The sequence below is a fragment of the Vibrio sp. 1288 genome (assembly GCF_033344475.1).
On sequence record NZ_JAWPOX010000298.1, the window covers coordinates 1 to 847 of the forward strand.

Annotated in this window: 1 protein-coding gene; it reads right to left on the bottom strand. The window is 48.1% G+C overall.

Annotated elements, in window-relative coordinates; all coding sequences use genetic code 11:
- A partial coding sequence (locus R8O11_RS26360; RefSeq protein WP_318194761.1) for a DUF3971 domain-containing protein occupies window positions 1-847 on the bottom strand: 847 nt, incomplete at both ends.

Consider the following 847-nt stretch of genomic DNA (forward strand, 5'->3'; position numbering starts at 1 on the left):
AAGTTTGGCATCTCTGCGTGAAACTTGCGGTCAAAGTTGGTAATAAGTGGCGCATTCTGATCTTCACTAGCGAAAATCGAACTGCGCTCTTTGGTCATTTCCTCAAAGTCTGGCAAGTACAAATGCAGATGGTCTAGAGACACCGATAAATCGTACGGTTTGAGGTACGTTGCTTTGCCTTTCACCTCTTGGCTACTCACGTCCAACTGCCAACTTAGGTTCTTTTTACTGGCGTTCAATGCCACATCGTGAAACTCAATGCCGCCCAATAACAAGTTCGGCGTTTCGACTTCAATACGCGTTGGTAAAGGAATCGTAGGCGTCTTCATGTTTGCCAGCACCGATTGCGCTTTACTCTCTGGCGTATCCAGTAACGTCGCCCACTTATCTAGGTTTAACTCATCTAGACGAATCGAAGCATCGTGCCCAACGACAGGGCTAATTTTAAAACCGCCTTTGCCTAACACTAAGTTGGTCGCGGTTAACACTGGCACATCGCCCGAGATATCAATTTCGGTCTGATATTTCGCATTTGGGATTTGCAAACGAGCCGAAATGCTCTCCTGATTCCCCGATGCTTGGAGTTTCGCCTGACCAGCTTCTCCGACCTTTTTCGTCAATGGGTATGGGTATTCACTGGCTAATCGACCGAGCTGCGCCAACACATCCACTTGGTAAGTAAAACCCACATCGTTGAGCTGCAAGTCAATGTCCATTTGCCAAGGCGCATGACCGGAAACCAAGCTCAACCAACGTTCACCCAAATAAGGCTTGAGAGGCTCTACATCCCAATCACCTAAAGTATTGATGGTCACGTTGTAGCCTTGGTCCGCACTTTCGCCGTGGA